The sequence below is a fragment of the Pseudomonas sp. LAMO17WK12:I1 genome (genome assembly GCF_900177315.1).
Lineage (GTDB): Bacteria > Pseudomonadota > Gammaproteobacteria > Pseudomonadales > Pseudomonadaceae > Aquipseudomonas > Aquipseudomonas marginalis.
Map to the genome: position 1 here is coordinate 61,286 of NZ_FWZV01000020.1, position 15,442 is coordinate 76,727.

Here is a 15,442-nt window from a genome sequence, read left to right on the forward strand (position 1 = left end):
TGGCGGCAACTGTGCTGCCTGGGAGCGGGAGGTGTCCAACAAGAAAAATTGTTGCTGCAAACCAATAAATTTTGTGGGTAATTGAGGGGGGTGCAGGTAACAAGTTGTAGACAGGCTGCAAGGGATTCGCGCATCTTGGCACCGCCTATTTACAAGGCGCCCTCATCACTGTTGTGGATATGGACATTCAATGAAAACCCAAAAAATCCTGATCGCCCTCTCCTGCGCCGTCGCCTTGTCCATGCTGGGCGGTTGTGCCGCCAAGGTAAAAAGTGGCGGCAGCGGTGAACTGGCGATCCCGGAATCCGCCAAGCAAAACCTGGTGGTCAGCATCAAAGGCGAAGGCCAGCTTGAACAGAACCCCGACTGGAACCTGCTCAAGCGCGACTGGAATAATGCACTCCAAGTGGAAGCCCGCCAGGCCGGCTTCAATGTCACGGAAACGCCCTCGGTGACCAAGAGTGACCAGGACGGTGTCGGCATCGCCATCAGCGTGAGCAAGTTCCGCTACATCGAGCCAGGTTCACGCTATGTCGCCGGCGCGCTGGTGGGTAACGCCTGGGTGTTCTCCCGCGCCGACTTCTCCGACCTGAAATCCGGCGCGCCGATCGGCTCGCGCACCTATGACACCTCCTCGTCGGCCTGGGAAGGGATCGCCTCAGCCATGACGCAGAAGCAGGTTCAGGCGATTGCCAAGCAGTTGATCAGTGACATCAAGAGCGCCAAGGCCAAGTAAGGCGCCCCGCCTTGGATGACGCCCAACATGTCATCCAAGGCGCTTCTGGAAAAAGCAGCGCTGATGACCTGGCGGGTAATCGGCCATATGGCCAAACTCACTGAAGCCTAACTTGCGATAAAACCCAGGCGCCTGGAAGCTGAACGTGTCCAGCCACATACCCACGCACCCCTTAAGCAGGGCCGCCTCTTCAGCAGCCAGCATCAAGCGGGTGCCCATGCCTTGGGCGCGCATCGAATCCGGGATACTCAAGAGTTCTATGAACATCCATCCATAGGAAACTTTACCGTAGAGACCGCCGACCACTTCTTGAGTCACGGGGTCGCGCAGCAAGATTCCGATCGTTTCGAAGGCCATTTCACCGGTATGTCTCAGGTTGTAGCTCCTCAATGGTTTGAGAATTGCCTGGCGATCCTGCTCAGACACGTTGTAAGAAACTTCCATTGCAATCTCCCTTGCAGCGCTCTGTGCTGGATTGAAAAACCGCTCACTATTGGTTGATAAAAAAGGGGCAGCCCATTGGTTGCCCCCAAGTATTCACTCACGCCAGATCGGTTAGCGTCAAAGCTGCTTGAATGTCTCCCGTGACACCTCCAGCAGACCTGCCTCGGTAATTTTCTTCCAATCGCTCTCCGTCACGGCCTGCATGCTCTCGCTTTGACGGGTGACTATATTCATTACCTTTGCGCCTGGAGTTTCAATGCGCAGAAGGGACTTGCTAGTGACGTCAACGGAGAAAAAGCCGGGAGTGAACCAGGACCAGAACTCTACGATATGAACCTTCACCGTCGCCGCATCAGCAGCGCCTGGCTCGCTTACGACGTCATAACCGGCCTGCTTATAGGCCGAGGCTACCGATTCATTGATCAATTGAGAAAGTGTACGGCCTGACGGGAGCAGCACATCGCCAAGCGCCATGCCATACCCGTTACGCTTACGGGCGATGGCGCGCTCAGTGATGGCTCTGTCCGTAACTTCGTTATTCTTCAACGAAGGAATATCCGGACTACGAGGGTCGATTTGAAAGATGCGCTCGTCCACCGTACTGATCAGCACTTTTTTGCCATTGCTGGCAGAGGCTTGCACGTTACTCAACGGCGCAACATTGACATCAATCTCGGACCGACTAGTGGCGCATCCCGCCAGCACCATCAACGCCGCCATTCCCACAGCTAAACGAACACTCATACCTACCACTCCCTCTCGCCGTCATTGGCTTGATCGCAAATCGATCAAAAGCGATTGTACATTCATGATGGCACTTAGACATCTGTCGACCACTTCGGGAAAACCTAACTATCGTCACGTGTGCGCTCAAGCCAGAGCCGGTATCGTTAACCCGAGCGACCATCATCCACCCAGGGGAGCAACGGTGACATCATCCACTCCAGGCACCGCCCTCAGCACGCGAACTCACCTGATCGCCCTGGTGGTCGCCGTAACCTTCTTCATGGAGAACCTCGACGCCACGGTTATCGCCACCGCGCTGCCAACCATGGCCTCGGCCTTTGGCGTGACACCGGTCGACATGAACATCGGCATCGCCGCCTATATCCTCGCCGTGGCGATCTTCATACCGCTGTCCAGCTGGGTCGCTGACCGCTTTGGTGCGCGCCGGGTATTCGCTGGCGCAATCATCCTGTTCACCCTCGCCTCGCTGCTCTGCGGGCTCAGCCAAAGTATCGAGATGTTCGTGTTCGCCCGCGTCCTGCAGGGCATGGGCGGCGCATTGATGGTGCCCGTGGGGCGCCTGGCCGTGCTGCGTAATACGGATAAGAAAGACTTGGTGAACATGATCGCGATCATTACCTGGCCCGGCCTGGTCGCGCCGATTCTGGGGCCGCTGGTCGGCGGCTTGATCGTGACGCATGCATCGTGGCCATGGATCTTCTACGTGAATCTGCCGCTGGGTGCGCTGGCATTGGCCGCCGCACTGTGGCTGGTACCGGAAGACCGTGAAGCCAGCGTGCGCCAGTTCGATGCCAAGGGGTTTGTACTGCTGGCAGGCGCCTGTGTGGCCCTGCTGGGCGGGCTGGAATGCCTGGGTAACGAGACCGGTGAACGCCTTATTCCAGGCGCCGTGCTGGTCGCGGCAGGCATCGCGCTGGCAGTGTGGGCCGTGCACCATTGCCGCCATGCCAGCGACCCGTTATTGCCGCTCGAGACCCTGTCCATCGATACATTTCGTGTGAGCATCTATGGCGGCTCGCTGTTTCGCCTGGCCATCAGCGCCCTGCCGTTCCTGCTGCCGCTGCTGTTTCAAGTCGCCTTTGGCTTGTCCCCGGTGGACGCAGGCTTGCTGGTGCTGGCGGTATTCGCTGGCAATCTGGCGATGAAGCCGTTCACCACGGCCATCATGCGCCGCTATGGGTTTCGCCGGGTCTTGCTGGTGAACGGGATAATCGGCGTGGTGTCGATAGCCGCTTGCGCGCTTTTCACGGTGCAGACCCCATTTGTGCTGATCGCGGCCGTGTTGTTTGCGGGAGGGTTGTCCCGCTCGATGCAGTTCACCTGCTACAACTCGATCGGCTTCGCGGATGTGCCCAAACCGCGCATGAGTGAGGCCTCGGCGCTGTTCAGCATGTCATTCCAGCTGGCCATGGGGATGGGCGTAACGGTGGCGGCGCTGCTGCTACGGGCATCCATGACCCTGCAGGGGCATGAGATGCAGGCACAGGTCGGGGATTTTCGCGTGGCGTTCGTCGGCGTGGCGCTGCTGGGAGCGTGGGCGCTGGTGGATGTATATCGCTTGACGGTGGGAGCGGGAGAAAGTGTGTTGAATCGACAGTGAAGGCTGCGACTCAACACACTGTTGCCAGTATCAGGCGGTGGTACTGACCATCGAACCCGATGTGCTGTTGCCCTCATCGGTGACTGCCTGCAACAGTGCGGAAGTCACTGTCTGCAACGCCGCCGCAGTGCCGGCGATCTGCATCTGCGCCGCCGCTACTGCCGCCGCTTTGGCTTCTGCACTCTGGTTGCTGGACTGAGCTTTTTGCAAGGCTTGCTGCTGCGCTTGAAGCTGCTTTTGCAACTGCTCGATCTGCTTCTTCAATTCTTTGACGGTATCGGACTCCTTCGAGAGCGAGGAGGCTTGGCCACCGCCACTTACACCTGCCGCACCATTGGAATCAGCGTGCATGTTGACGGTCGTGCCGCCTGCGCTGCTTGTACTTTCCTTGGTCGCGGCAGCCGTCGAGCTGACAGTGCTTGGGGTGCTTGCTACGGAGGCGGTAGTGCTGATGTTGATAAGCATGCCAAGTGTCCGAGAGTAAGAGATTTGCGATCTCTATCGGCCTGGGGGTCGATTACTTTAGGCGGGGGTAGGAAGATTTTCGGGTAGTAATAAATCGCACGAACAAAAAAGGGCCCACCTTTCGGTGAGCCCTTCCAGACCGCCCAGCAGAGCGGATTTTGTTTGGTAGGCGCGATTGGACTCGAACCAACGACCCCCACCATGTCAAGGTGGTGCTCTAACCAACTGAGCTACGTGCCTGCTGTGAGGCGGCATTCTACGGAATTCCGGAGGGGTGTCAACATCTTTTTTGCAGCTAACCCTATGAATATGCGAATTATTTATTTGCAGCCGGCGCACCGTACTTTTTGGGGTGGCTGGCAGGCAATTTTCAACTCAGGTAGGATCAGGGCACTCGTAAAAAATATAAAACAGAGGTTCCAGGATGGCGAACACCCCCTACCCCCAGTCGTATTACGCCGCTTCCGCCAATGCCGTTCCGCCGCGCCCAATGTTGCAAGGCGACGTCGAAACCGATGTGTGCGTGATCGGTGCCGGCTATACCGGCCTGTCCAGCGCGCTGTTCCTGCTGGAGAACGGTTTTCGCGTAACGGTGCTGGAAGCCGCCAAGGTGGGTTTTGGCGCGTCAGGCCGCAATGGCGGGCAGATCGTCAACAGCTACAGCCGTGACATTGATGTGATCGAGCGCAGCGTCGGCCCGCAACAGGCGCAGTTGCTGGGGCAGATGGCGTTCGAGGGCGGCAGGATCATTCGCGAGCGGGTCGCCAAGTACCAGATCCAGTGCGACCTGAAGGACGGCGGCGTGTTCGCGGCACTCAACAGCAAGCACATGGACCATCTGGAGTCGCAGAAACGCTTGTGGGAGCGCTACGGCCATACACAGCTGGAGTTGCTGGACGAGCGTCGCATTCGCGAGGTCGTGGCCTGTGACAACTATGTCGGCGGGCTGCTGGACATGAGTGGCGGCCATATCCACCCACTCAACCTGGCACTCGGTGAAGCCGCCGCCGTGGAGTCCCTGGGCGGGACGATCTACGAACAATCGGCGGCGGTGCGCATCGAGCGTGGCGCCAACCCGGTGGTCCATACGGCAGAAGGCAAGGTCAGGGCCAAGTTCATCATCGTCGCGGGCAATGCCTACCTGGGCAACCTGGTGCCGGAGCTGGCGGCCAAGTCGATGCCCTGTGGCACCCAGGTGATCACGACGGCGCCACTCGGGGATGAGCTGGCCAGGACACTCCTGCCGCAGGATTACTGCGTAGAGGACTGCAACTACCTGCTCGACTACTATCGCCTCACCAGTGACAAGCGCCTGATCTTCGGCGGCGGCGTGGTGTATGGCGCGCGCGACCCGGCGAACATCGAAGCAATCATCCGCCCGAAGATGCTCAAGGCCTTCCCGCAACTCAAGGATGTGAAGATCGACTACGCCTGGACCGGCAACTTCCTGCTGACCCTGTCGCGCTTGCCGCAGGTCGGTCGCCTGGGCGACAACATCTACTACTCACAGGGCTGCAGCGGCCATGGGGTGACGTACACCCACCTGGCGGGCAAGGTACTGGCGGAAGCGCTGAGAGGCCAGGCAGAGCGCTTTGATGCGTTTGCCGACCTGCCGCACTACCCATTCCCGGGCGGGCAACTGTTGCGCACACCGTTTGCGGCACTGGGGGCCTGGTATTACGGGCTGCGGGATAAGCTGGGCTTCTGACAAATCAATGGGAGCCGGTTCGCCGGCTCCCGCAAAAAATTACCAAATTGCAGACACAAAAAACCCCGGTCTTTCGACCAGGGTCTTTGCTATCGGATCAAAGTAGCCAGTGGCTTTCTTTGTGCTTCAAGGCGTTCAGTGGGCCTTGAGGCAGATATGGCGCAGCGGACGGGACTCGAACCCGCGACCCCCGGCGTGACAGGCCGGTATTCTAACCGACTGAACTACCGCTGCGTATCGCTTGACCGGCCGAGCAAACCGCCTCAACCGTCCTTGAACATCTGATCGATCAGCTTGGCTGTTCAATCTCAAGCCCGATAAATCGAACCAGGAAAATATGGCGCAGCGGACGGGACTCGAACCCGCGACCCCCGGCGTGACAGGCCGGTATTCTAACCGACTGAACTACCGCTGCGCGTCGGTGCAACCTTTAACGTTGCGTCCTGCCCGAAGGCAAAACTCTCAAGAAGTGGTGGGTGATGACGGGATCGAACCGCCGACCCTCTGCTTGTAAGGCAGATGCTCTCCCAGCTGAGCTAATCACCCTTTGCTTCGTTGAGGCCGCGAAATTTACGCAGGTAGCGGACCTAAGTCAATAGCCTGCTTGAAGTTTTTCTGAAAAAGACAAAATGGCTTCAAGACGGCGACCTGCCCTACTCGCTGTAAATCATCTTCTTGCTCATGCCACCGTCCACCACAAACTCTTGCCCGGTGACAAACCCGGCCTGGCGCGACAGCAACCACGCCACCATCGCTGCCACGTCCTCTACCGTACCCACCCTGCCCGCCGGATGCTGGGCATGATCGGCATCGGTCAAAGGCTCGGCACGCCGCGCAGCTGGATCACGGGCATCGATCCAGCCAGGGCTGACCGCATTCACCCGCACTTCCGGCCCGAGACTGATCGCCAAGGCGTGAGTAAGGGCCAACAGCCCCCCTTTACTCGCCGCGTAGGCTTCGGTATCCGGCTCCGACTGACGAGCCCGGGTCGACGCCAGGTTGACGATGGCCCCGCCGTGGGCACGCAGGTAGGGCGCACAATGCTTGGCCAGCAACATCGGCCCACTGAGGTTAACGGCCAGCACGCGGTTCCAGTAGGCCAGGTCGAGGCTCTCCAGGGTGATATTGTGCGGGTCGGCCACCGCAGCGTTACAGACCAACGCGTCCAGGCGACCGAACTGCCCCAGGACTTCGGCGACCCCCTGGGCCACCTGTTTCTCGTCAGCCACGTCCATGGTGATAAACCAGGCGTTTTCGCCCAGCACCTTGGACACCTTGGAACCGCGCTCGCGGTCGAGGTCGGTCAAGACCACCTGCCAGCCTTCGCTGATCAGCCACGCCGCAATCCCGAGGCCAATACCCCGCGCCGCGCCCGTCACCAGGGCGACGCGCCCATTACTGGCCGCCGCGGCCTCCAGGGACCACTCGATCACAAGGCAGCCAGCCCGCGAGCCAGGTCAGCCTGCAGATCCGCGACATCTTCCAGGCCGACCGCGATGCGGATCAGGCTGTCCCGGATACCGGCCGCCTCACGCTCCTGCGGCGCCAGGCGTCCGTGGGACGTGGTGCTCGGATGGGTAATGGTGGTCTTGCTGTCGCCCAGGTTGGCCGTGATGGAGATCAGGCGCGTCGCATCGATAAAGCGCCAGGCGCCCTCTTTGCCGCCCTTCACTTCAAAACTCACCACGGCGCCGAAACCACGTTGCTGGCGCTGGGCCAATGCGTGCTGCGGGTGGCTCTTGAGGCCGGCGTAATGCACTTTTTCGATACCGTCCTGCTGCTCCAGCCACTCGGCCAGGGCCTGGGCGTTGGCGCAATGGGCCTTCATCCGCAGGCTGAGGGTTTCCAGGCCCTTGAGGAAGATCCAGGCATTGAACGGGCTCAGGGTCGGGCCGGCGGTGCGCAGGAAGCCCACCACTTCCTTCATCTGCTCGCTGCGACCGGCAACCACGCCGCCCATGCAACGGCCCTGGCCATCGATAAACTTGGTGGCCGAGTGCACCACAATGTCCGCGCCCAGCTTCAGCGGCTGCTGCAAGGCAGGCGTGCAGAAACAGTTGTCGACCACCAGCATTGCGCCTTTGGCGTGAGCCACTTCTGACAACGCGGCGATATCCACCAACTCGGCCAACGGATTGGACGGCGACTCGACGAACAGCAGCTTGGTGTTGGACTTGATCGCCGCATCCCAGCCGGACAGATCCGCCAGGGGCACGTAGTCCACTTCGATACCGAAGCGCTTGAAATACTTCTCGAACAGGCTGATGGTCGAACCGAACACGCTGCGCGACACCAGCACGTGGTCGCCGGCACTGCACAGGCTCATCACCACCGCCAGGATCGCCGCCATGCCGGTGGCCGTCGCCACCGCCTGCTCTGCACCTTCCAGCGCCGCAATACGCTCTTCAAACGCGCGTACAGTCGGGTTGGTGTAGCGGGAATAAACGTTACCCGGCACTTCGCCAGCAAAGCGCGCCGCGGCGTCGGCCGCCGTGCGGAACACGTAGCTGGAGGTGAAGAACATCGGGTCACCGTGCTCACCTTCCGGGGTACGGTGCTGGCCGGCGCGCACAGCCAGGGTATCGAAAGCTACGCCATCGAGGTCGCTGTCCAAGCGACCGGCATCCCATTCCTGACTCATGCTGCGACTCCTTACTCAATTTTTTATTTAAGATACAAAACCGGCCCCTCAGGGCCGGTGTCTACTCAGTTGTTGTACAGATCGATGATCGCGCTGACCGCCTGGGTCTTGATCTTCGACGAGTCGTTACGCGCCTGCTCGATCTTATTCAGGTAGGCCTCGTCGACGTCACCGGTCACATACTTGCCGTCGAACACGGCGCAGTCGAACTGCTCGATCTTGATCTTGCCACCGCCGACCGCCTCGATCAGGTCCGGCAGGTCCTGGTAGATCAGCCAATCGGCGCCGATCAGGTCGGCCACGTCCTGGGTCGTGCGGTTGTGTGCGATCAGTTCGTGGGCGCTCGGCATGTCGATACCGTACACGTTCGGGTAACGCACGGCAGGCGCTGCGGAACAGAAGTACACGTTCTTCGCACCGGCTTCACGGGCCATCTGGATGATTTGCTTGCAGGTGGTGCCGCGCACGATGGAGTCGTCCACCAGCATCACGTTCTTGCCGCGGAATTCCAGCTCGATGGCGTTGAGCTTCTGACGCACCGACTTCTTACGCGCAGCCTGGCCCGGCATGATGAAGGTACGACCGATGTAACGGTTTTTCACGAAGCCTTCGCGGAACTTGACGCCCAGGTGGTTGGCCAACTCCAGCGCAGCAGTGCGGCTGGTGTCCGGGATCGGGATCACCACGTCGATGTCGTGCTCGGGACGCTCGCGCAGGATCTTGTCGGCCAGCTTCTCGCCCATGCGCAGGCGTGCCTTGTACACCGACACACCATCGATGATCGAATCCGGACGCGCCAGGTAGACGTGCTCGAAGATGCACGGGGTGAGTTTCGGCGCGACAGCGCACTGACGAGTGTGCAGCTTGCCGTCTTCGGTGATGTACACCGCTTCGCCCGGCGCGAGGTCGCGGATCAGGGTGAAGCCCAGCACGTCCAGGGACACGCTTTCGGACGCGATCATGTACTCGACGCCTTCGTCGGTGTGACGCTGGCCGAACACGATCGGGCGAATACCGTGGGGGTCACGGAAGCCGACGATGCCGTAGCCGGTGATCATCGCCACAACGGCATAACCGCCGACGCAACGGTTGTGCACGTCGATCACGGCGGCGAACACGTCTTCTTCGGTCGGCTGCAGCTTGCCGCGCTGGGCCAGCTCGTGGGCGAACACGTTGAGCAGCACTTCCGAGTCGGAGCTGGTGTTGACGTGGCGCAGGTCAGATTCGTAAATCTCCTTGGCCAGCTGCTCAACGTTGGTCAGGTTACCGTTATGCGCCAGGGTAATGCCGTAAGGCGAGTTGACGTAGAACGGCTGAGCTTCGGCCGACGTCGAGCTACCGGCGGTCGGGTAACGCACATGGCCAATGCCCATGTGCCCGACGAGGCGCTGCATGTGACGCTGATGGAACACGTCACGTACCAGGCCATTGTCCTTGCGCAGGAATAACCGGCCGTCGTGGCTGGTCACAATACCGGCAGCGTCCTGGCCGCGGTGCTGGAGGACGGTTAGCGCGTCATACAGCGCCTGATTGACGTTCGACTTACCGACGATACCGACGATGCCACACATGCGACGCAACCCCTACTTAATGAATCTTGACTGAACACAACTTACTGCGGCGTTTTGGCCGGCAAGAGGTGTTCCTTGAACGGAAGATCAGCGGGTACGCTGATTCCGCTGGCCAGCCACTGACTGCTCCACCCCAATATGAGGTTCTTGGACCAATCTGCAACCAATAGAAATTTTGGCACGAGTACCGACTCCTGCCACCACGAATCCTGCTGTACCGGCCCCAGGCTCAACAGCCCGACCGCCACGACCACCAGCAACGCGCCACGCGCAGCGCCGAAGGCCATGCCGAGAAATCGATCGGTCCCGGAGAGGCCGGTGACGCGTATCAACTCGCCAATAAGATAATTGACCATTGCCCCCACCAGCAGCGTGGCGATGAACATGATGGCGCAGCCCGCGATGACGCGAGCCGAAGGTGTCTCGATGTATCCGGCCAGGTAGACCGACAATGAACCGCCGAACATCCAGGCTACGACTCCTGCGATGATCCAGGTCAGCAACGACAATGCTTCTTTTACGAAGCCGCGGCTTAGACTGATCAAAGCGGAGATGGCGACGATTGCAACGATCGCCCAGTCAACCCAGGTAAATGGCACGTTTGAGCCTACGGACGGATAAGGCGGCGCATTTTAGCAGAGCGTCGGGCTGTCGGTAAGCTGTGATTGCGGCTGCTTTGCAAATCAATAGTTTGTGGCGAGCCAGCCGGATTTCAACCCCACTGCAAAACCAATGTGGGAGAGGCTTGCCCCCTCCCACATTGGATTGCATTCCACGGACTCAGCCGCGCTCAGGCTGGAAGCGGGTCACGAAGCCCTTCAGGTTTTGCTGACGGTCCAGCAAATCCCGCAGCCGATCCGCCTCGGCGCGCTCGATCAGCGGCCCGATAAACACCCGGTTCTTGCCGTCGGCGCTACGGATGTAGGCGTTGTAGCCCTGGGCACGCAGCTTCTTCTGCAAGGCGTCGGCGCCTTCACGATTGCCCAGGCTGGCCACCTGGATCGACCAACTGATCGGCAGACCATTCGGGTCGATACGGCTTTGCCCAACATCCGGCTTGCCCGGCGCGGCAGGCTGCGGCGCTACAGGCTTGGGTGCAGGCGCAGGTGTCGCCGGCTTGGCGGCGACCGCCGGAGCAGGTGTCGGCTTGACCACCGGCACGCTTGGCTGCACCGGCATCGACGGCGCCTGCTGCGCAGCCACCTCATCGTCGGTCGGCACCGGTTCTTCTTCCGGCAACGCCTGCGGCTCAGGCACCACCACCGGCTCCACCTGCACTTGCGGCACCGCCGGTGCCTGGGGCGCAGCCGGAGCCTCGACAACCACCTGGCGCTGCTCGTCCTGGCGGGAAAACAGCATCGGCAGGAAAATCACCGCCAATGCCACCAGCACCAGGGCTCCCACCATTCGCTGCTTGTATGCGCTATCCAGTAATGCCATGTGCAGCTTCCTCCGTGGAGCGCCGGGCCAACCACTCAAGCGCCTCGGCAACACAATAAAATGATCCGAACAACAGAATCTCGTCCTCGGCCGTCGCCACCGCGCACTGCGCCTCCAGGGCAGCAGTCACGCTTGCATACGACGCCACCGGCACACCAAGGTTCTGTAACGCGATCTCAAGCTCATGGGCCGGACGACTGCGGGGCGTATCCAGCGGCGCTACCGCCCAAGCCTGGACACTGTCCAGCAACGGCGCAACCACGCCCTCCAGGTCCTTATCGGCGAGCAAACCGAATACAGCCAGGCGACGCCCCGCCGGCGGCGTGCGTGCCAGGCGCTTGGCCAGGTATTGCGCTGCATGGGGGTTATGCCCCACATCCAGCATCAGGTTCAGGCGCTTGCCGTGCCAGTCGAACGCACGACGATCCAGGCGTCCCACCACGCGAGTCGCCAGCAAAGTCGCAGCAATCTGCCCAGCCTGCCAAGGCAGGTCCAGCAACAGATAGGCTTGCAGCGCGAGCGCGGCGTTCTCCATCGGCAGGTTCAGCAAGGGCAGATCACGCAGCTCTACAACCAGCCCACGGGCATCCCGGCCGCGCCACTGCCAATGCCGGTCACCGATTTCAAGATTGAATTCGCGGCCACGCAGGAAGAATGGGCAGCCCAGCTCACGCACCTTGTCCAGCAAGGGCTGCGGCGGATCCAGGTCACCGCACAGCGCAGGCTTGCCCGGGCGGAAAATCCCGGCCTTTTCATAGGCCACGGACTCGCGGGTATCCCCCAGGTAGTCGGCATGGTCCACGCCAATACTGGTGACCAGCGCCAGGTCGGCATCCACCACGTTGACGGTGTCCAGGCGCCCGCCCAGGCCCACTTCCAATACGACCACATCCAGCTGCGCACGCTCGAACAGCCAGAACGCCGCCAGGGTGCCCATTTCGAAGTAAGTCAGGGAAATCTCACCGCGCCCGGCATCAAGTGCGGCGAAGGCTTCGCAGAGTTGCTCATCGCTGGCTTCGACACCATTGAGTTGCACCCGCTCGTTGTAACGCAGCAAGTGCGGCGAGCTGTACACGCCGACTTTCAGCCCCTGGGCCTGCAGCAGCGCGGCAACAAAGGCACAGGTAGAGCCCTTGCCGTTGGTGCCGGTCACCGTGATCACACGCGGCGCCGGCCGGCCCAACCCAAGGCGGGCCGCTACCTGTTGCGAGCGCTCCAGGCCCATGTCGATGGCGGACGGATGCAACTGCTCGAGGTAGGCGAGCCATTCGCCCAGGGTACGTTGGGTCATAGGTTCGCAGGCACCGGCGGCACAACGATCGGCTCGACTTTAGGCGCGACGTAAACAGGTGTCGGCAGGCCCATCATCTGCGCCAGCAGGCTACCCAGGCGTGGACGCAGCTCACCGCGCGGAATGATCAGGTCGATTGCGCCGTGCTCCAGCAGGAACTCGCTGCGCTGGAAGCCTTCCGGCAGTTTTTCGCGCACGGTCTGCTCGATCACGCGCGGGCCGGCAAAGCCGATCAACGCTTTCGGCTCACCGACGATCACGTCGCCGAGCATCGCCAGGCTGGCGGAAACACCGCCGTAGACCGGGTCGGTCAGCACGGAGATGAACGGAATGCCTTCTTCGCGCAGACGCGCCAGCACCGCAGAGGTCTTGGCCATTTGCATCAGGGAGATCAACGCTTCCTGCATCCGCGCACCACCGGAGGCGGCGAAGCAGATCATCGGGCAACGGTTTTCCAGGGCGTAGTTGGCGGCGCGCACGAAGCGCTCGCCGACGATGGCACCCATGGAGCCGCCCATGAAGGAGAACTCGAACGCCGACACTACCACCGGCATGCCCAGCAGCTTGCCGCTGACGGAAATCAACGCGTCCTTCTCACCGGTCTGCTTTTGCGCAGCGGTCAGGCGGTCCTTGTACTTCTTGCCGTCGCGGAACTTGAGACGGTCGACCGGCTCCAGGTCGGCGCCCAGCTCGTTACGGCCGTCGGCGTCGAGGAAGATGTCGATGCGGGCGCGGGCGCCGATACGCATGTGGTGGTTGCACTTGGGGCAAACATCCAGGGTCTTTTCCAGCTCGGGGCGGTACAGCACCGCGTCGCAGGATGGGCACTTGTGCCACAGACCTTCAGGAACCGAGCTTTTCTTCACCTCGGAACGCATGATCGAAGGGATCAGTTTGTCTACTAACCAGTTGCTCATGCTTTCTTTCTCCAGTACCGGTGGCTTGAACACAGCCCCGCGTATGCCCTTGAGCTAAATTCATATGTGGCGATGACGCAGGCTGGACGGGGTCAGACGTTCGACCTGCCATTTCCAGCCTGCATCCTCAGCCTTCCAGACAACCTGCCAGTGCAGGTTGCCACTTCATTTCCGGGCCGCCCTCAGGCGACGCCGCGCTGTTTTACACAGCGGTAGTTATGGACGGCGGCAGACTGCCAGCCGTCACATCCCGTCACTGCTGTTGCGCACCGCGTGCATGAATGCGCGAATCCTGTCGTGATCCTTGATGCCCTTGCCTTGCTCTACCCCACCGCTGACATCCACGGCATACGGCCGGACCTGTTGAATCGCCGCACCGACATTGCCAGGGTTGAGCCCCCCGGCCAGGATGATCGGCTTGCTCAATCCTTCGGGGATCAGCGACCAATCGAACGCTTCGCCGGTACCACCGGGTACGCCTTCGACATACGTGTCCAGCAGAATGCCACGCGCGCCGGAATAGGCAGCGCAGGCCCTCGCGATATCGTCACCCGCCTTGACCCGCAACGCCTTGATATACGGGCGTTGGTAGCTTTCACATTGATCCGGGGTTTCGTCACCGTGAAACTGCAGCATATCCAACTGCACGGCATCCAGGGTTTCGTTGAGTTCGCAGCGGCTGGCGTTGACGAACAAGCCCACGGTGGTCACGAACGGCGGCAGCGCCGCAATGATCGCCCGCGCCTGCAACACATTCACCGCCCGTGGGCTCCTGGCATAAAACACCAGGCCAATGGCATCCGCCCCCGCCTCGACTGCCGCCAGCGCGTCTTCTATGCGGGTAATCCCGCAAATCTTGCTGCGAACGGCAGGCATGTCGTAGAAACCTCAGGGGTTGGACCGATAAAGTCCCGGATGGTAACAAAAGCTTTTCCGGGCGTCAGCCGCCAAGTTCACTGAACCCTGTGAGGAAGTGTGGCCCGATGAAACGCTGCGGCAGTTCGAACTCGTCGCGGTACTCCACATCCACCAGGTACAGGCCAAACGGATGCGCCGTGACGCCGCCCGTGCGGCGAATGCGGCTTTCCAGCACTTCCCTGGCCCATTCCACCGGGCGCTCGCCGGTGCCGATGGTCATCAATACGCCCGCAATGTTGCGCACCATATGGTGCAGGAAGGCGCCGGCGCGGATGTCCAGCACAATCATCTTGCCGTGGCGAGTCACCCGCAGGTGGTGGACTTCCTTGATCGGCGACTTGGCCTGGCACTGGCCGGCACGAAACGCACTGAAATCATGCACCCCTACCAGATGCTGCGCAGCCTCGGCCATGCGCTCGGCATCCAGCGGACGGTGGTTCCAGGTGATTTCTTCGTTGAGGTGCGCGGGACGGATCTGGTCGTTGTAGATCACATAGCGATAACGCCGGGCAATCGCCTTGAAACGCGCATGAAAGTGCGCAGGCATGACCTTGGCCCAACTGACGCTGACGTCATGGGGCAAATTGATATTGGCACCCATCACCCAGGCCTTCATCGTGCGTTCGGCCTGGGTATCGAAGTGCACCACCTGACCGCAGGCATGCACACCGGCATCGGTACGCCCGGCGCACATCAACGACACCGGGGAGTCAGCCACTTTCGACAGCGCCTTCTCCAGGGTTTCCTGCACCGTCAGCACGCCTGACGCCTGGCGCTGCCAGCCGCGATAGCGCGAGCCTTTGTATTCCACGCCGAGGGCGATGCGGTAAAAGCCAGCGGCCGCCATTTCGGCGGCCGGGTTATCTATATTTGCCAAGAACTGAGAGCCTGATGAGTTGCGCGAAGGCGGCCATTATAAATGCGCCAGCTGCGTGGCGTGCGCTTTTGTTGGGGATTGACCTTC

General features: G+C 60.9%; 15 protein-coding genes and 4 tRNA genes. 3 read left to right on the forward strand and 16 right to left on the reverse strand.

From position 1 onward, the window contains the following. Nucleotides 1-190 precede the first annotated feature (190 nt). Nucleotides 191-736, forward strand: a complete 546-nt coding sequence (locus B9N88_RS29535) for a DUF4410 domain-containing protein (RefSeq protein WP_027604087.1) — start codon at nucleotides 191-193, stop codon at nucleotides 734-736. A gap of 30 nt (nucleotides 737-766) precedes the next feature. Here B9N88_RS29535 and B9N88_RS29540 read toward each other — a convergent pair whose 3' ends face one another. Continuing rightward, on the reverse strand, nucleotides 767-1,180 hold the full coding sequence (locus B9N88_RS29540; RefSeq protein ID WP_027604086.1) for a GNAT family N-acetyltransferase: 414 nt from the start codon (nucleotides 1,178-1,180) through the stop codon (nucleotides 767-769). Nucleotides 1,181-1,297: 117 nt separating this feature from the next. Further along, nucleotides 1,298-1,924: a YajG family lipoprotein gene (locus tag B9N88_RS29545; protein ID WP_027604085.1), complete on the reverse strand. Its 627-nt coding sequence runs from the start codon at nucleotides 1,922-1,924 to the stop codon at nucleotides 1,298-1,300. 184 nt (nucleotides 1,925-2,108) lie between these two features. Here B9N88_RS29545 and B9N88_RS29550 point away from each other — a divergent pair, with 184 nt between their 5' ends. Beyond that, complete coding sequence (locus tag B9N88_RS29550; RefSeq protein WP_256221102.1) at nucleotides 2,109-3,527, forward strand: DHA2 family efflux MFS transporter permease subunit; 1,419 nt, start codon at nucleotides 2,109-2,111, stop codon at nucleotides 3,525-3,527. A 30-nt stretch (nucleotides 3,528-3,557) separates the two neighbouring features. Here the strand turns inward: B9N88_RS29550 and B9N88_RS29555 are convergent, their stop codons facing one another. Together B9N88_RS29555 and B9N88_RS29560 are read right to left on the reverse strand one after the other, a co-directional pair. Beyond that, nucleotides 3,558-3,992 (reverse strand): hypothetical protein, encoded by a 435-nt coding sequence (locus tag B9N88_RS29555; protein ID WP_027604083.1) that lies wholly within the window; start codon nucleotides 3,990-3,992, stop codon nucleotides 3,558-3,560. A gap of 163 nt (nucleotides 3,993-4,155) precedes the next feature. Beyond that, a tRNA-Val gene (locus tag B9N88_RS29560) sits at nucleotides 4,156-4,232 on the reverse strand. A gap of 184 nt (nucleotides 4,233-4,416) precedes the next feature. Between B9N88_RS29560 and B9N88_RS29565 the strand changes: the two genes are divergently transcribed. Beyond that, nucleotides 4,417-5,700: an NAD(P)/FAD-dependent oxidoreductase gene (locus tag B9N88_RS29565; RefSeq protein WP_027604082.1), complete on the forward strand. Its 1,284-nt coding sequence runs from the start codon at nucleotides 4,417-4,419 to the stop codon at nucleotides 5,698-5,700. A gap of 157 nt (nucleotides 5,701-5,857) precedes the next feature. Here B9N88_RS29565 and B9N88_RS29570 read toward each other — a convergent pair. From B9N88_RS29570 to truA, 12 genes are all read right to left on the reverse strand, one after another. Next, nucleotides 5,858-5,934: transfer RNA gene (locus B9N88_RS29570), tRNA-Asp, on the reverse strand. A gap of 104 nt (nucleotides 5,935-6,038) precedes the next feature. After that, nucleotides 6,039-6,115, reverse strand: a tRNA-Asp gene (locus tag B9N88_RS29575). A gap of 55 nt (nucleotides 6,116-6,170) precedes the next feature. Beyond that, nucleotides 6,171-6,246: transfer RNA gene (locus tag B9N88_RS29580), tRNA-Val, on the reverse strand. 107 nt (nucleotides 6,247-6,353) lie between these two features. Further along, nucleotides 6,354-7,118, reverse strand: coding sequence for an SDR family oxidoreductase (locus tag B9N88_RS29585; RefSeq protein ID WP_027604081.1), 765 nt, complete (start codon nucleotides 7,116-7,118; stop codon nucleotides 6,354-6,356). Nucleotides 7,119-7,129: 11 nt separating this feature from the next. Continuing rightward, nucleotides 7,130-8,341 carry an O-succinylhomoserine sulfhydrylase gene (locus B9N88_RS29590; RefSeq protein WP_027604080.1) on the reverse strand — a complete coding sequence of 404 codons (1,212 nt, stop codon included), beginning with the start codon at nucleotides 8,339-8,341 and terminating at the stop codon, nucleotides 7,130-7,132. Nucleotides 8,342-8,406: 65 nt separating this feature from the next. Next, a complete protein-coding gene (gene purF, locus B9N88_RS29595; RefSeq protein ID WP_027604079.1) occupies nucleotides 8,407-9,912 on the reverse strand; it encodes an amidophosphoribosyltransferase in 1,506 nt (501 codons plus the stop codon). Nucleotides 9,913-9,953: 41 nt separating this feature from the next. Next, nucleotides 9,954-10,511 carry a CvpA family protein gene (locus B9N88_RS29600; RefSeq protein WP_003192538.1) on the reverse strand — a complete coding sequence of 186 codons (558 nt, stop codon included), beginning with the start codon at nucleotides 10,509-10,511 and terminating at the stop codon, nucleotides 9,954-9,956. A 181-nt stretch (nucleotides 10,512-10,692) separates the two neighbouring features. Continuing rightward, nucleotides 10,693-11,352, reverse strand: coding sequence for an SPOR domain-containing protein (locus B9N88_RS29605; RefSeq protein ID WP_027604078.1), 660 nt, complete (start codon nucleotides 11,350-11,352; stop codon nucleotides 10,693-10,695). Next, nucleotides 11,336-12,643, reverse strand: a complete 1,308-nt coding sequence (gene folC, locus B9N88_RS29610; protein ID WP_027604077.1) for a bifunctional tetrahydrofolate synthase/dihydrofolate synthase — start codon at nucleotides 12,641-12,643, stop codon at nucleotides 11,336-11,338. Before folC ends, B9N88_RS29605 begins: the two co-directional genes overlap by 17 nt. Beyond that, entirely contained in the window at nucleotides 12,640-13,560 is a 921-nt protein-coding gene (accD, locus tag B9N88_RS29615) for an acetyl-CoA carboxylase, carboxyltransferase subunit beta (RefSeq protein WP_027604076.1), read from the reverse strand. The genes folC and accD overlap by 4 nt, the downstream gene beginning before the upstream one ends. 243 nt (nucleotides 13,561-13,803) lie before the next feature. Then, the gene (locus B9N88_RS29620) at nucleotides 13,804-14,436 is read right to left on the reverse strand and encodes a phosphoribosylanthranilate isomerase (RefSeq protein ID WP_027604075.1); all 633 of its coding nucleotides are present in this window, start codon (nucleotides 14,434-14,436) and stop codon (nucleotides 13,804-13,806) included. Nucleotides 14,437-14,500: 64 nt separating this feature from the next. Continuing rightward, a complete protein-coding gene (gene truA, locus B9N88_RS29625) occupies nucleotides 14,501-15,325 on the reverse strand; it encodes a tRNA pseudouridine(38-40) synthase TruA (RefSeq protein WP_027604074.1) in 825 nt (274 codons plus the stop codon). Between the last annotated feature and the right edge of the window lie 117 nt (nucleotides 15,326-15,442).

What these genes read in the sequence shown, in the direction of transcription:
- B9N88_RS29535 (WP_027604087.1), top strand. Translation starts at nt 191, where the DNA reads ATGAAAACCCAAAAAATCCTGATCGCCCTCTCCTGCGCCGTCGCCTTG.
- B9N88_RS29540 (WP_027604086.1), bottom strand. Translation starts at nt 1,180, where the DNA reads ATGGAAGTTTCTTACAACGTGTCTGAGCAGGATCGCCAGGCAATTCTC.
- B9N88_RS29545 (WP_027604085.1), bottom strand. Translation starts at nt 1,924, where the DNA reads ATGAGTGTTCGTTTAGCTGTGGGAATGGCGGCGTTGATGGTGCTGGCG.
- B9N88_RS29555 (WP_027604083.1), bottom strand. Translation starts at nt 3,992, where the DNA reads ATGCTTATCAACATCAGCACTACCGCCTCCGTAGCAAGCACCCCAAGC.
- B9N88_RS29565 (WP_027604082.1), top strand. Translation starts at nt 4,417, where the DNA reads ATGGCGAACACCCCCTACCCCCAGTCGTATTACGCCGCTTCCGCCAAT.
- B9N88_RS29590 (WP_027604080.1), bottom strand. Translation starts at nt 8,341, where the DNA reads ATGAGTCAGGAATGGGATGCCGGTCGCTTGGACAGCGACCTCGATGGC.
- purF (WP_027604079.1), bottom strand. Translation starts at nt 9,912, where the DNA reads ATGTGTGGCATCGTCGGTATCGTCGGTAAGTCGAACGTCAATCAGGCG.
- B9N88_RS29605 (WP_027604078.1), bottom strand. Translation starts at nt 11,352, where the DNA reads ATGGCATTACTGGATAGCGCATACAAGCAGCGAATGGTGGGAGCCCTG.
- folC (WP_027604077.1), bottom strand. Translation starts at nt 12,643, where the DNA reads ATGACCCAACGTACCCTGGGCGAATGGCTCGCCTACCTCGAGCAGTTG.
- accD (WP_027604076.1), bottom strand. Translation starts at nt 13,560, where the DNA reads ATGAGCAACTGGTTAGTAGACAAACTGATCCCTTCGATCATGCGTTCC.
- B9N88_RS29620 (WP_027604075.1), bottom strand. Translation starts at nt 14,436, where the DNA reads ATGCCTGCCGTTCGCAGCAAGATTTGCGGGATTACCCGCATAGAAGAC.
- truA (WP_027604074.1), bottom strand. Translation starts at nt 15,325, where the DNA reads ATGGCGGCCGCTGGCTTTTACCGCATCGCCCTCGGCGTGGAATACAAA.